The organism is Vibrio sp. OPT20, assembly GCF_963889365.1.
GTDB lineage: Bacteria > Pseudomonadota > Gammaproteobacteria > Enterobacterales > Vibrionaceae > Vibrio > Vibrio splendidus.
The window spans coordinates 130,089-143,107 of sequence record NZ_CAWPOA010000078.1; the positions used below are offsets into that span (position 1 = coordinate 130,089).

Annotated in this window: 9 protein-coding genes; 7 read left to right on the top strand and 2 right to left on the bottom strand. The window is 45.5% G+C overall.

From position 1 onward, the window contains the following. Positions 1-25 precede the first annotated feature (25 nt). The 4 genes from AACR09_RS17715 to AACR09_RS17730 all read left to right on the top strand — a co-directional run bounded on the left by AACR09_RS17715 (position 26) and on the right by AACR09_RS17730 (position 5,840). On the top strand, positions 26-874 hold the full coding sequence (locus AACR09_RS17715) for a carbohydrate ABC transporter permease (RefSeq protein ID WP_017077012.1): 849 nt from the start codon (positions 26-28) through the stop codon (positions 872-874). Positions 875-891: 17 nt separating this feature from the next. Continuing rightward, on the top strand, positions 892-2,241 hold the full coding sequence (locus AACR09_RS17720) for a GH1 family beta-glucosidase (RefSeq protein WP_193835469.1): 1,350 nt from the start codon (positions 892-894) through the stop codon (positions 2,239-2,241). Next, positions 2,241-3,332, top strand: coding sequence for an ABC transporter ATP-binding protein (locus tag AACR09_RS17725; protein WP_004732790.1), 1,092 nt, complete (start codon positions 2,241-2,243; stop codon positions 3,330-3,332). The genes AACR09_RS17720 and AACR09_RS17725 overlap by 1 nt, the downstream gene beginning before the upstream one ends. Before the next feature lie 93 nt (positions 3,333-3,425). After that, positions 3,426-5,840 (top strand): GH36-type glycosyl hydrolase domain-containing protein, encoded by a 2,415-nt coding sequence (locus AACR09_RS17730; RefSeq protein ID WP_193835470.1) that lies wholly within the window; start codon positions 3,426-3,428, stop codon positions 5,838-5,840. 73 nt (positions 5,841-5,913) lie between these two features. On the opposite strand, the gene AACR09_RS17735 is transcribed toward AACR09_RS17730, so the two are convergent. Next, positions 5,914-6,861, bottom strand: a complete 948-nt coding sequence (locus tag AACR09_RS17735) for an aldose 1-epimerase (protein WP_193835471.1) — start codon at positions 6,859-6,861, stop codon at positions 5,914-5,916. Between the two features lie 64 nt (positions 6,862-6,925). Here AACR09_RS17735 and AACR09_RS17740 point away from each other — a divergent pair, with 64 nt between their 5' ends. Continuing rightward, a complete protein-coding gene (locus tag AACR09_RS17740; RefSeq protein WP_193835472.1) occupies positions 6,926-10,024 on the top strand; it encodes a GH116 family glycosyl hydrolase in 3,099 nt (1,032 codons plus the stop codon). A 96-nt stretch (positions 10,025-10,120) separates the two neighbouring features. Further along, positions 10,121-11,134 (top strand): LacI family DNA-binding transcriptional regulator, encoded by a 1,014-nt coding sequence (locus tag AACR09_RS17745; RefSeq protein WP_108150116.1) that lies wholly within the window; start codon positions 10,121-10,123, stop codon positions 11,132-11,134. Between the two features lie 466 nt (positions 11,135-11,600). On the opposite strand, the gene AACR09_RS17750 is transcribed toward AACR09_RS17745, so the two are convergent. Further along, a complete protein-coding gene (locus AACR09_RS17750; protein ID WP_102284712.1) occupies positions 11,601-11,864 on the bottom strand; it encodes a helix-turn-helix domain-containing protein in 264 nt (87 codons plus the stop codon). A gap of 380 nt (positions 11,865-12,244) precedes the next feature. Between AACR09_RS17750 and AACR09_RS17755 the strand changes: the two genes are divergently transcribed. Further along, positions 12,245-13,019: toxin VasX (locus AACR09_RS17755; protein WP_322621713.1), on the top strand; the 775-nt coding region annotated here is incomplete at its 3' end.

Here is a 13,019-nt window from a genome sequence, read left to right on the forward strand (position 1 = left end):
AAATACCTCACCACTAAGTGGACTGATGCCAAGCGAACGCAGCATGTACATTCTGACTAAGATCTTGATGGTCATGTTAGGCATCTTACTGGTTGTTTCAGCGCTGATTACAGTCTTTCCATTTGTATGGTCGGCGCTGCTATCAACGCGTGACCGTTCTGAAATTTTCGGTACGGGCATTAGCTTTGCGATTGGCGATAGCCTGGCGATTAACTACGCCAAATTGCTTGAAATCATGCCGTTTTGGAAAGCGATGTTTAACTCGATTTACGTGGCTTTCTTAGGCACCACCATCTCGCTGCTGTTTTGTAGCATGGGTGGCTACGCGTTTGCTGTATTTAAGTTCCGCGGTAAGAACGTGTTGTTCGGCATGCTGGTTGGCTCAATGGCGATTCCGCCGGTGCTTAGCTTGATCCCTTACTTCATGATCGTGAAATTCTTAGGCTTGCTGGATAACCACATGGCGGTATGGCTACCGTTCACAACCACACCATTTGGTATCTTTTTGATGCGTCAGCACGTGATTGCATCGATTCCAAAAGAGCTACTTGAAGCAGCGAAATTGGATGGTGCTGGTGAGTTCAGAACGTACTGGAGTGTGGTACTGCCACTGATGAAACCAGCACTCGCAACATTGGCTATCGTTCAGTTCGTTTTCTTCTGGAACATGTTTATGCAGCCTCTCGTGGTGCTTAACAACCCAGATAACTATGTTATTACGCAAGCGCTTCGAAGCGTTCAAGGCATTCCGAATACGCCATGGGGCGCGGTAATGCTAGGCACCACAATTTCTATTTTACCGCTCGTGATTACTTACCTGTTCGCATCGAAACAGATGATCAGTGGTTTAACGTCCGGCGCAGTCAAAGGTTAGGTTTAAGGGTTATAACAATGAATAAATATCAACTTCCAAGTGATTCAAAGTTACGCAGTAAGGAATTTGTATTCGGTGTCGCGACATCTTCATACCAAATTGAAGGCGGCGTTGAAGAGGGCGGTCGTACACCGTCTATCTGGGACACTTTCTGCAAGACGCCGGGCAAGGTCGATAACGGCGACAATGGTGATGTGGCGTGTGACCACTACCACTTATGGCAACAAGATATCGAGATGATTCAAGGCTTAGGTGTTGATGCTTACCGCCTATCAATTGCATGGCCGCGTATCTTGCCGCAAGACGGTGTCGTCAACCAGCAAGGTCTAGAGTTTTACGGTCAGATCATCGACGAGTGTCATGCTCGTGGCATGAAGGTGTATGTGACTTTGTACCACTGGGATCTTCCGCAATACCTTGAAGATAAAGGCGGTTGGCTAAACCGTGAAACGTCTTACAAATTCGCAGAATACGCAGAAGTGGTGAGTAAGTACTTTGGCGATAACATTGACGTGTACACCACGCTGAATGAACCGTTTGTGTCTGCATTCCTAGGCTACCGCTGGGGCGAACATGCGCCAGGTATCAAGGGCGAAAAAGAGGGCTACCTAGCGTCTCACCACCTAATGCTGGCACACGGTTTGGCAATGCCGATCCTTCGCAAGAATGCACCTCATGCTAAGCATGGTGTGGTATTCAACGCGACGCCAGCTTACCCGCTGACGCCACAAGACCAAGCGGCAGCAGACTACTGTGAAGCGGAAAACTACCACTGGTTCATCGACCCAGTATTGAAAGGCGAGTACCCACAGCTGGTGGTTGAACGCCAAGCGATGAACATGCCAATGATCCTTGAAGGTGACTTAGACATCATCAGCGCTCCGGTTGATTACATTGGCATCAACTACTACACACGCAATGTCGCTCGCTTCAATGAGAACGGCGATATTGAATCGGTGAAACAAACTGAAGCTGAACACACTTACATTGGCTGGGAGATCAACCCACAAGGTTTAACCGATTTATTGGTAAGACTGGATGCTCGTTACGAAAATATGCCACCTATCTACATTACAGAGAATGGTGCTGCAGGTAACGACGAGCGCGTTAACGGACAAGTGATGGATGACCAACGAGTTCGTTATTTCCAAGGTCATATCGAAGCGGTTCACAACGCCGTTGAAGCGGGTGTGAAAGTCGACGGTTACTTCGCTTGGAGCCTGATGGATAACTTTGAGTGGGCATTCGGCTACTGCCAGCGTTTTGGCATCGTCCATGTTGACTACACCACCCAAGAAAGAACATTGAAACAGAGCGCAATTGCGTACAGAAATATGCTGCTAGAGCGCGCTGAGGAGAACAGATAATGGCTAAAGTAGAATTTAAGAACATCAAAAAATCATTCGGTGATGTTGAAGTCGTCAAAGAGTTTGATTTTACGGTTGAAGACGGTGAGTTCGTGGTTTTCCTTGGCCCATCAGGCTGTGGTAAATCGACAACGCTACGCATGCTTGCTGGCCTTGAAAGCATCAGCTCTGGCGATATCGTGGTTGGCGGCAAGCTGATGAATAAAGTCGACGCGAAAGACCGTGACTTGGCGATGGTATTCCAAAGCTACGCACTGTACCCGCACATGACGGTGTACGAGAACATCGCCTTTGCGCTAAAACTGAAAGGTATGCCAAAAGCAGAAATCGACGTAGAAGTACTAAAAGCGGCGAAAATGCTAGAGCTTGATCCACTACTGAATCGTAAGCCAAAAGAGCTTTCTGGTGGCCAGCGTCAGCGTGTGGCAATGGGTCGTGCGATGGTTCGTACGCCGAAGGTTTTCTTGTTTGATGAGCCGTTATCTAACCTCGATGCAAAACTTCGTGGCGTGATGCGTGAAGAGATCAAACACCTACACCGTGAACTAAAAACCACAACGATCTACGTAACCCACGATCAGATCGAAGCGATGACATTGGCGGATCGCATCGTGATCCTAAAAGACGGTTATGTTGCTCAAGTTGGTACACCAACCGAGGTGTTCCAGCGTCCTGCAAACAAGTTTGTCGCGCAATTCATTGGTAACCCGTCAATGAACATGTTGGAAGCAAAACTGATTGAAAAAGAAGGCGAGTACTTCGTTGAAATCGGCGATGTTCAGATCCCACTGCCTGAGCGCTTTAAGTCTCTGGCGTCTAAGAACCTAGCGCTGCATTTTGGTGTTCGTCCAACAGACATTCACCTACGTGCCGAGCAAGTTGACCACGACCGCGTGCTGCCATTCCCTGTGAAAATCAAAGACAAGGAATTACTGGGCGCAAGCATTCTTCTGAAAACAGAAATTGGCGGTCAACCGTTGATGGTTGAAACCCAAGCGGCTGAAGTCGATGTAAAAGATCTGACGCTTTATTTGGATTTGGATGCTTTCCACTTGTTCGATGCTCTGAGTGAGAACTCGCTAGCGAGCTAGCCAATCAATTTAAATCAGTCATTGAGCTGACACCAACCAACTTACGACAAATTGTTTTGGCTCCTCCTGATTTGGGAGGGGCTAGGGATAGTGATGATGAAATTCGGATATTTTGACGATAAAAACAAAGAATACGTAGCAACCACACCGTGTACACCGATCAAATGGTGTAACTATGTCGGCACATTAGATTTCGGTGGCATTGTAGATAGCAACGGCGGCGTGTTGTTGTGTAAGGGGGATCCTGCACTCAACCGTATCACTAAGTACATTGCACAACTGCCAAATTCAGATTTTAAAGGCTCGACCATGTACCTCAAGGTACGTGATGAAGCGGGCAACGTAGAAATATTCTCACCTTTCTACACCCCAACCTTGAAGCCGCTAGATAAGTTTGAAAACCACACAGGCTTGTCTTACACCACCATCATTGCAGAAGCCTTTGGTGTGCGTTGTGAAGCGACTTTCTTCGTGCCAAAAGCTGACCAAGTACTGCTACAAGACATCAAAGTCACCAACATTTCAGACAAAGCACTGCACGTTGATGTGGTACCTGTGTACGAATTTACACACTTCGATGCGCTTAAACAGCTCCTTAATGCTGACTGGGTGCCACAAACCATGACGCTTAAAGCGCATCAGCAAGAATCGGGTCATACCGTGCTTGAGCAGTATGCCTTTATGAAGCGTGACTACGCGGTGAACCTGATGACAGCGGATCGCCCTGCGACGTCTTTTGATGGTGATCGCCAATCGTTCCTAGGTAATTTGGGCTACGGTACATGGGCAGCACCACAAGCACTAAACAATGATGAATTAGGCAATACTGAGTGTTTGCGTGGCGACAACATTGGCGCACTGAACCTGCGCCTAGGTTGGTTATCTCCAGAGCAGACAGAACGTACGATTGTACAAATCGCGCAAGAACAGAGCCTAGAAGCTGCACTGCCTTTACTAGCTAAATATCGTGACCATCAAGTGGTTGATTCAGCTTTCGCTGAACTGGCTGAACATTGGGATGGTTACCTACAAGCGGTTCAGGTTGAAACGCCAGATCTTGCAATGAACTCAATGCTTAATGTACATAACCCACGTCAGTGTCACACCACCAAAAACTGGTCTCGTTACCTGTCTCTGTATCAGCTTGGCTATGGTGCTCGTGGTATCGGTTTCCGTGACTCTTCGCAAGATACGTTGGGCGTGATTACTCACATGCCAGAAGAGGCGCGTGAGTTCATTGAGCGTCTGTTATCTGTGCAGAACACCAACGGTTCTGCGATGCATCAGTTCTTCCCATCAACGATGGAAGCGAACGCCGGTGATTCGCGCGAAGAAGAAGATCGCCCGGATTACTACGGTGATGATCACCTGTGGATCATCTACGCGGTGACGCAATATGTGAAAGAAACGGGCAATGCAGACTTCTTGAATAAAGAGATCCCGTTTTATCAAAAAGACAAAGCGGGTAACCCAGTAGAAACGGGAACGGTTTGGAACCACCTGTGCCGCGCGATTGAATTTACTTACTGCAATACTGGTGAGCACGGCCTACCACTGCTAGGTTTTGCTGACTGGAACGACACGGTGAACCTGCCAACCGGTGCCGAGTCAATGATGGTGGCGAACATGTACGGCAAAGCACTGCTCGACATGTTGGACTTATGTGAGCTGCGTGGCGAAGTGCAACTGACGGCTAAGTTTAACGATCAGTACCAACAGATGCAGAGTACGGTGAATGAGTGCGGTTGGGATGGCGAATGGTTTGTTCGTTACTTTGATGAGCAGGGCTTGCCGATCGGTTCTCATAAAAATGAGCAAGGGCAGATCTACACTAACGGTCAAAGCTGGCCTGTGATCTCTGGTTTCGCGACTCAAGAACGTGCAACGCAAGCACTAGATTCGGTTTACAACAAGCTGAATACAGCGAATGGCATTAAGCTTTCAACACCGGGTTACAACGGTTTTGATCCTCAACTAGGTGGTGTTTCAACTTACCCACCAGGTGCAAAAGAGAATGGCGGTATCTTCTTGCATTCAAACCCATGGGTGATGATCGCAGAAGCGAAAATGGGCAACGGTGAGCGTGCTTACGAGTACTACCGTCAAATCAACCCGGCTTCTAAGAACGATGACATTGATACCTTCGAATCTGAGCCTTACTGCTACCCACAAAACATTTTGGGTGACGAACATAAGCAATTTGGTTTAGGCCGAAATGCATGGCTTTCTGGTACTTCATCTTGGACATACGTTGCAGGTACGCAATGGATTCTAGGTGTTCGACCGGAAGTGGATGGCTTGCTGGTGGACCCATGTATTCCTGCTGAGTGGCCTGAGTTCAAAGTCCGTCGTCAGTTCCGTGGTGCGACTTATCATATTCATGTCACTAACCCGAATAACGTGTGTAAGGGTGTGGTTGAAATGAAGGTAAATGGTGACCTGATTTCAGGTAATAAAGCGCCAGTGTTTACCTCTGGTGAGCACACCATCGAGGTGATTTTAGGTTAACAAAGAGAAGGGCGCTTTATGCGCCCTTTATTGCTTTTTGGTTTCTCTTTAGTGTCGCTTTATTTTGGTTGCATCACTGTGGTTGATAGCTAGCTTGGCATTGCCAAGTAAAGGTCTGAGATTGGTTCGGGCTAAGCGTCAATAAGCCTATCTGGTTATTGAATGCATCAGCTGGGCAAGTCATTGGTTCTATTGCAATACTTTGTTCGCTAGTCGGCGTGTATAGCTGAACGAATGGGTAGCTTGCATCTTGTTGATAGCGAATTGCGGCAGACGAATCTGAGCGCGTAAACGTAAGTTGATTCGTTGTCTTGGAATCAAATTCAAAGCAGTGATTTAAGCTTTGATTGGTGAGTGAATCACCCAAAGACAAACAGTCAAAAGCCAGTTTTTCACCATTGGGTAGGTCGTTTTCGTGGATGACCTCAGAGCAAGGCGACATAGCGAGTCCACATTGTGCTAGCTCAGTGCCGAGTGAGAAATAAGGGTGCCAAGCATCACCGAATGGGAATGCAGAATCACCAAGATTAGAGACGGTCGTTGAGGAAGTGAGTTTACCCGTGATATCGATAGTGAAGGTGACTTCAAGGTTGAACGCAAACGGGAAAGCAGGATGCAAAGATGACGTTTGATACTGCAACGTCACACTGGCGGATTCTTCAGTGGCTACGTTGTTTGTGATTGAAAAAGGTTGGTTGTAGATCAGGCCGTGTACGGCGTGATCAGACCAAGGAAAATTAGCTGGGAGTTGATGGTTTTGGTTATCGAAACTGTAACGACCTAAGTTTAAACGGTTTGGAAAAGGGAATAATTTAGCACTGCGGGAAAAGAACGGATGTTGGTTGATCAGTTCATCATAATTCTGATAACCACAAATAAAAGAGAATGGACTGTTATTTACGATATACTTATTAATAACAGCACCAAATCCATTGATTATTTGAAGTTCTATACCATGTTGGTGGTTTATTAATGTGACAGAGTCAATATTTCCAAATTTTTCATTTATAATTTTAAACATGTTGATGTCTCCATTTTTAAAAGATATTAACAAGAAGAAAAAAATATTCAATGGCGGTTTTAAAATGAATAATAAAATTCCATATACGAGATACTCAGGAAATTCAGAACACTTGTGTAAAAAAGGTGATGCAGTTGAATTTATTCAACCTTGGTACACGCCAATTTCGACTACACCAGAAAATACCGGTATGGCAGTCGGCGGAATTGGTAACACATTTACACTCACACCAAACGGCAACACGCCTAACTTCAGCTTTATTCCGGGAATTTTTGTCGATTGTTCAGAGCAAGTTATTAATTTTAATGATTTTTATGCGTCAGTGATGAATGTGCCAACCATCGACACGCTGCAAGTTCTTAATGAACAAGAGCTAAGCGTTCACCTGAACTTCTATCCTGCTTTGTTTGATGGAAAAAAGATTGAAAGTAGAGAAATGTCGAATGCGATTAGTCTCATTCAAACAGCATTAAAAAATGGTCGATTCTACCAAGAAAATAAAACTAACTTTACAAAATGGAACGTTGAATTTTCAAATAAGACTCAATTGTTGATTGCAGAAGATTCAGGTTCAACTATTTGTCAATTATATGTAGCCTTAGATTTCTTTAATGGTTTATTAATAAATGATACAACGAGATTATTATCACTCACTGCGGGTGATAATAATGATATGGATAGTATCAATGGCAGTGATATAGATGGTGTTAATGGCAGGGATATAGAATACCAAGCTTTATATCCACTGGCTGAATATAAATACAATAGCTTCGACGATATTAATATAAAGCGTAAGGTAGTCTCTCCGATCGTTAAAGAGAACAAACGCCTGTGTTCTTTACCGATGCACTGGAATCACTTCGAATTAACCAATAATTCATCGCAACCACGCGTGATTACGCTTGCTCAGCCGCTTCAAAACTTGATTGGTTCAACCTACCAAAAAGGCCGTGATGGTATTCAGGATTCGGCATGCACCTTGTCTCAAAATCCGATTGCTCAGCAGCATGAAGTGGTTAACTTAAAGGGTGAAAGTCGCAGCTTTACGGGTGTTCAACTGTCTAGCCAATCGCCTTATCAAAGCGATATTGAAGGCGAAGTGGTGTTTGGTGTTCAAGCAGATAACCATTTGACTGAATCTGGTAAGGTTTCGATTTCTGTCAAACCAACGCTTTATACCTCTAAGACTGCTCAGCAAACAGAGTTCGCACTGAAAACAGGCCGTACCAACGCGGAATTCCAAACAGGAATTTACACAGGGCGCGAAGCATTGAGCGCATTGGTTGTGGTTCAGGTTGAATTAGAAGCGGGTGAGTCTGTTGATCTGCGTTTTGCACAGGTGATGGCACACAGCAAAGTCATGCTTAATGGTTGGCACTCAGATAAGGCTTACACGCAATTCTACCCGCAAGTAAAGCCTGCATTACCTATGTTAGAAGACATGTTGCCAAAGCTCGAAGCGATTGAGCAGCAGATCGTCGCACAACAAACCGCTTTCCTAGAACAAGCTCAAAACAAGATCTCGCAGCCTGAATCGGCACTTCGCTATGCAACGATGGCGATGAACTCATTGTCCTTCCTAGCAGAATCAACGGTATGGGATAAAGAAGATAAATTCTTGGTTAAAGAGTGTGTCGACTACCCATTCTTTAACTCTCTTGATGTGTATTTCTACGGCTCGTTCTCGTTGCTTTATTTATTGCCTGAACTTGATGGCTGTGTGATGAAAGAGTTCTCGAAAGCCATTTTAGCGGAAGACTTTACCGAGCGCCGATACTGGGAATACGAAGCGACGCCCAATGCCGAATTGATTGATGACAAGTACCAAGGTGTGCGTGCCATTCGAGGTGCGGTAATCCACGACTTGGGTAGCCCATTCGACATCCAGCCCGATGCTTACAGCTGGCACAACGTGAAAGAGTGGAAGGACTTAGCGCCAAAATACATTCTGATGGTGTACCGCCATTATCAAAACACCCAAGATCTCTCTGTGGTTAATGAGTGCTGGCAAGCGGTAACTGAAAGCATCGATTTCTTATCGAATTTGATCGCTGAGGGTGACGATTTACCACTCACCCGTGGCACAGACGATACCTTCGATAACCTCGCGTCTCACGGCATCTCTATTTACTGTGCGAGCCTGTGGGTTGCTGGCCTGCAAGCCGCGAGCGAACTTGCACAATTGATGGGCGAAAGCGAACTAGCTAGCGGTTACTTAACGCGTTCGAAAAAGGCGTTAGCAACAGTTGAGCAAAGCTTGTGGGATGACAAAGAGGGTTACTACCATTTCTTCGTGACGCCAGTTCAAGCCAAGCATCTAACGGGTGAAGGCTATCAAGCTCTGGAAACCTTAGGCCTAACTTTGACGGGCGATGCGGTTGCCGATAAGAACACTCTGAATGAGTATCTCAATGAAACAGATACTTCAATCAGCATCAGCAAGGTGTCTCAAAGAGTCTCTAAGAAACGCTTGCTGAGTGAGACGGCGCCACAAGCCTTTACTCAAGAATACTTAGATTTAGTGCCAGATTCTGACAACAGTTTTGGTGATGCCTTGTTGGCCGACAGCTACCTAAAGCTCATCGGCTTAGACGGTATTTTCCCGCAGGAGAACATCCAACGCGCATTGGACTATGTTTATAAGCACAACTTCGAAATTAATAGTCCTAAGTTGGGTGTTGCGAATATGACGTTAGCCGACGGTTCACCGCATGAGGCATTTCAGGCTCAAGATGTGTGGATTGGTGTGCAGTTTAGTGTCGCAACGGCGTTGAGTCTGGCAGGTAAAAACCAGCAAGCAGAAACATTGATGGATACCGTGTATACCGCACTCTATGACTATTCAAAAATTCCATTTGCAGCGCCAGAAGGGTTCAATTGCTCTGTGTCTGTCTATGAGAAAGATCTTATAGAAGCATTTAAATTGACGCAAAATGATGCGAAAAACTGGCTAAGTGTACTTAAATGTCAAAACTGTGTGCTGTCTGACGGTCGGATTAATCCAACCTTGACGAAAGATACTGATAATTTTGTTAAAATGGTGAGCGGTGAAATTCCGTTAGAAAAGCTGGCAGGCTTACACAAATGGTTACTGAGTACTGGCTTGAAATATACGGCTGGTCGCTACTTTAGACCGGGGATGATCTTCGCCTACTTGTATTAACTTAATGACACGATTTTCAGCTAAAGCAGTGGTATGCAGGTTGAAACTGATGGGGAGCTTAAAGCTCCCCGAATGTCACTTGATTAGGGATTCGAGATGCGCACTAAAACAAAAAAAACAACAGTATACGATGTAGCAAGACTGGCTGGCGTTTCTCCCAGCACCGTGTCTCGCTTCCTTAATCGAACCACTTATGTGTCTGATGATAAAAGCCAAAACATTGAGCAAGCCATTAAAGACACGGGCTACAAACCTAACTTCCAAATGCAAGAAAACACCAACCGACGCTCGCTCACTATTGGTGTCTTGGTGCAACACCCTGATAGCCCCTACACCAGTCGTATCCTCAACGACATGGAAAAAACGCTGATCGCTCAAGGCTACTCATTAGTGATTGCGACAGGGCATTGGCAGAAAAAGTTAGAAATGCACGCGTTGGAGTATCTCGCAAAAAGTAACGTGGATGGAATGATCATCGTGACAGGAAGCATTACTCAGGAAGAGATTGCTAAGTATGCACAAGATATCCCTATCGTGATGGTTGGCTACGATTTTGTTGAGAATAACGTCCGCTCGATCAATATCGACAACGTGTTGGGTGGCTACATGGCAACCTTACATTTACTGCAACAAGGGCATGTGAATATTGCTCATATTAAGGGGCTTTCAAGTCAACCTGATTCAGGAAATCGCTTTGAAGGCTATAAGAAAGCACTTCAAGAGGCGGGCATTAAAGTGATGCAAAAACTCGTTAAACAGGGTGATTTCAGTAGTGAGTCTGGCTACGAGAAAACGGTAGAGTTGATTGAATCTAAGGTTCACTTCTCCGCCTTGTTTGCTGCAAATGACCAAACGGCTTACGGTGCGATTAAGGCGCTGTCTGACCACGGTTATAAAGTGCCAGAAGATGTGTCTGTGATTGGCTTTGATGACTTGCCGACGTCTAAGTATTTCACGCCAGCCCTGACGACGTTGAGACAGCCGATTGAAGAGATTGGCGAAGTGTGTGCTCAGTCGATTTTGAACCTGTTATCTGGCGAGAGGCATGAAGCTCGACTGCCACCAATTGACTTGATAGTGAGAGAATCGACCAAATCTTTGTATCGTTAATTTCAAGACAAGCATCAAGGTGGTGCGCCCGTGATGATTCGTATTGATGTCAATGCGAACCATGGTGCAGGAATGTCGCTGAGTAAAGCTATCGATCTCACTGCTTATATTTGCGCGTTCACATTGTTCAATATGGGGCAGGTGAGCTAAAACACTTCTGCCCCGTTATCATTTTCGGCCAGAATATTCGCGATCCTAGACTGCGGGTATTTGCCCAAATACAGCTCATGTCACGGAAATAAGATTCATGCAGAAATAGTGGGGGTTTATATTTGTAATGTCGCTTCAGGACAAAGGCGACTCTCGAGAAGTCGCTCAGTATTGAGCGGCACTAGTCGCGAACCTAGCGTGCCACTCACCGTTGGGTATAGCCGTTAAATTTTAACAAAGGGCTCTGTTTGTGGTGATAATGAGAGGTGCCACTATCGACAAGGCATAATAGGCTTGATAGATACGTATCGGCCCTCTAAACCAGTCCAAATTCACTATTGGTGATTTGGTTCAATTTTTTACTGAAGTTGCCTCTGTTGATACCTAAAATCCTTGCGGCCTTTGACTGGTTGCCGCGAGTATGAGTTATCAACTCAGTAAACAATATTTCTAACACCGCAGGCGTGACCCAAGACATATCAGGGTTAGCTGATTCTGTATCAAACCATATGGGTTCCAGTTCTTGTCGGATAAGCTTCTTAAAATGATCTTTGTTGATTGGGGTTAGTTGGTCATTCATATATATTTATGGTGATTAATCGATTTTTTTGTTGGGACTAATTTATCACGAATCCGCCTCAAAATCTGCGACTCATGGACTGAGGTCATGCACGTTTTGGCTTGAACGACATTGAAAAATACGCCATCAAGGCACACTCCTGCCTTCCTTTGATTATTTCTCATATTTTGTATTTTCCTCAAGTCCTCCCGCCACAATAGACATCTCCTAACAACTTACAGAGCCCCTTAACCAAAAGTTAGAAATCCCGTACAAGTTATTGGATAATCGTACAATTTTTCGTTTATGAAACAACCGTAACAGCGCTTTATAAGGGCTAGACGTTGGTCTAAAACTTGCTTTAAAGCAGGTAATATTAACCTTATCGATTTCGTGAGCTTATGAGCAACCCTCTTCCTCCCAAAACATCCATGCTGTGGAATGACCATCCTTACACGCTCGAAGAAGCCGTTGCTGCGTATGAAAGCGATGGTTCCTTATCTTCATTGACTGAAACTTCAACAGCGCCTTCAAATGATATTGCAGGCTCACCACCTGAGCGCAGCATGTTTTGGGAAGGAGAAACCAAGAAAATAGATCCGCCCTCAAAACCTGAGCCAAGAACGATTGATATGACGCAGAGGAATGAACCCAAAGACGTCGGGCCTGCCCATATCATTCCCGTCCGCTACGCCATCGACCAGCTAGATAGTGAAGACGCTTCACCGTTTGGTTTACCAACTAAATGGCAAGGTAAAGGGCCAGCAAAGCTCAACACTATTGGCTATACACTTCGTCAGGTGCGCGATGGTTGGCTTTATGTTTATGATTCGGTGAGGAAGGTCCTTGATGAATATGAATTGAAAGGGACACAATTCACGCTTCATAAGCTCGGGGCAGCAGAAAGCCCAGAATCCGAGACGAGGGGAGTACCAGAGTCCCCAAGTACATTCCTTACTTATACTGAAGGAAGCCTTCTATCCCTCTGCTTTTCAGAGCACCGGTGGACATGGAAAATGTTTCTTGCTGTAGTGAACAACCCCAGCAGTCATATTGACCGTATGCAAACCGTGGTACTCACAGCGAACTCGCAACAGCACCATATTGCGCCTATCGCTCAGCTCTCTGAAGTGGCAGACATCGAAGCCTCTGCTGTCGATGATGGTCGCTTTGCTG

Bases quoted from the DNA above. Each gene is read 5' to 3' on its own strand.
- AACR09_RS17730 (WP_193835470.1), top strand. From the start codon at position 3,426: ATGATGAAATTCGGATATTTTGACGATAAAAACAAAGAATACGTAGCA.
- AACR09_RS17725 (WP_004732790.1), top strand. From the start codon at position 2,241: ATGGCTAAAGTAGAATTTAAGAACATCAAAAAATCATTCGGTGATGTT.
- AACR09_RS17735 (WP_193835471.1), bottom strand. From the start codon at position 6,861: ATGTTTAAAATTATAAATGAAAAATTTGGAAATATTGACTCTGTCACA.
- AACR09_RS17745 (WP_108150116.1), top strand. From the start codon at position 10,121: ATGCGCACTAAAACAAAAAAAACAACAGTATACGATGTAGCAAGACTG.
- AACR09_RS17720 (WP_193835469.1), top strand. From the start codon at position 892: ATGAATAAATATCAACTTCCAAGTGATTCAAAGTTACGCAGTAAGGAA.
- AACR09_RS17750 (WP_102284712.1), bottom strand. From the start codon at position 11,864: ATGAATGACCAACTAACCCCAATCAACAAAGATCATTTTAAGAAGCTT.
- AACR09_RS17740 (WP_193835472.1), top strand. From the start codon at position 6,926: ATGAATAATAAAATTCCATATACGAGATACTCAGGAAATTCAGAACAC.
- AACR09_RS17715 (WP_017077012.1), top strand. From the start codon at position 26: ATGCCAAGCGAACGCAGCATGTACATTCTGACTAAGATCTTGATGGTC.